Source organism: Siphonobacter sp. BAB-5405 (assembly GCF_002872335.1).
Classification (GTDB): domain Bacteria; phylum Bacteroidota; class Bacteroidia; order Cytophagales; family Spirosomataceae; genus Siphonobacter.
The window spans coordinates 1-675 of the sequence record NZ_NJAG01000194.1; the positions used below are offsets into that span (position 1 = coordinate 1).

General features: G+C 47.9%; 1 protein-coding gene. It reads left to right on the forward strand.

The window, feature by feature from the left end; all coding sequences use genetic code 11:
• Positions 1-675, forward strand: a 675-nt coding sequence (locus BWI97_RS26980; RefSeq protein WP_146011103.1) for a TonB-dependent receptor domain-containing protein, incomplete at both ends; no start/stop codon positions are given.

The window sequence follows — 675 nt, forward strand, 5'->3', positions numbered from 1 at the left end:
TTTCAATCCATCAATCCTCCCCTTACGCAGGAATATAATCAGGTAGTCGATCAAAAGAATCCTTTTGGCAATCTGGAATGGAATCTGGGCTATACCCGATTGTTTCGCAAGCCTAAGCAGGAACTGAGCCTGCTGGGGCAATATAGTTACACGTTCGACAACACGCGGTATGTGAGTAATCAATTTAATCTGACGAATCAGCCCCTGTACCGCGAGACGAGTACCAACCTCAGCCGTAACCCTCAATGGACCTGGCAAGTCGACTATACCCATCCCTTCTCCAGTAATGGGCGGCACGTATTCGAAGTAGGGGCGAAACTGGTGCGGCGAGAAGTGAGCAGCGTCTATGAGGTCTACCATAGCCAGTCCGAAAACGTGACCCAGCTCATTCTCAGCAATGATCGCTCGAATACGTTCAAGTATAGTCAGCAAGTCATGGCTGGGTATGCTTCTGTAAAACTGACGAACCGAAAATTATGGACCCTTCAACTAGGTACGCGACTGGAAAACACGAAAATGTACGGGCAGTTTAAAACCACAATTCCTCCTTTTCAGGTAGATTTTCAAAACCTGATTCCCAGTGTCGTACTGTCGAAAGAACTAACCCCCCAGCAGTCGATCAAGGTATCCTATACCCAACGGATTTCGCGACCGATGATCTGGGATTTGAATCCC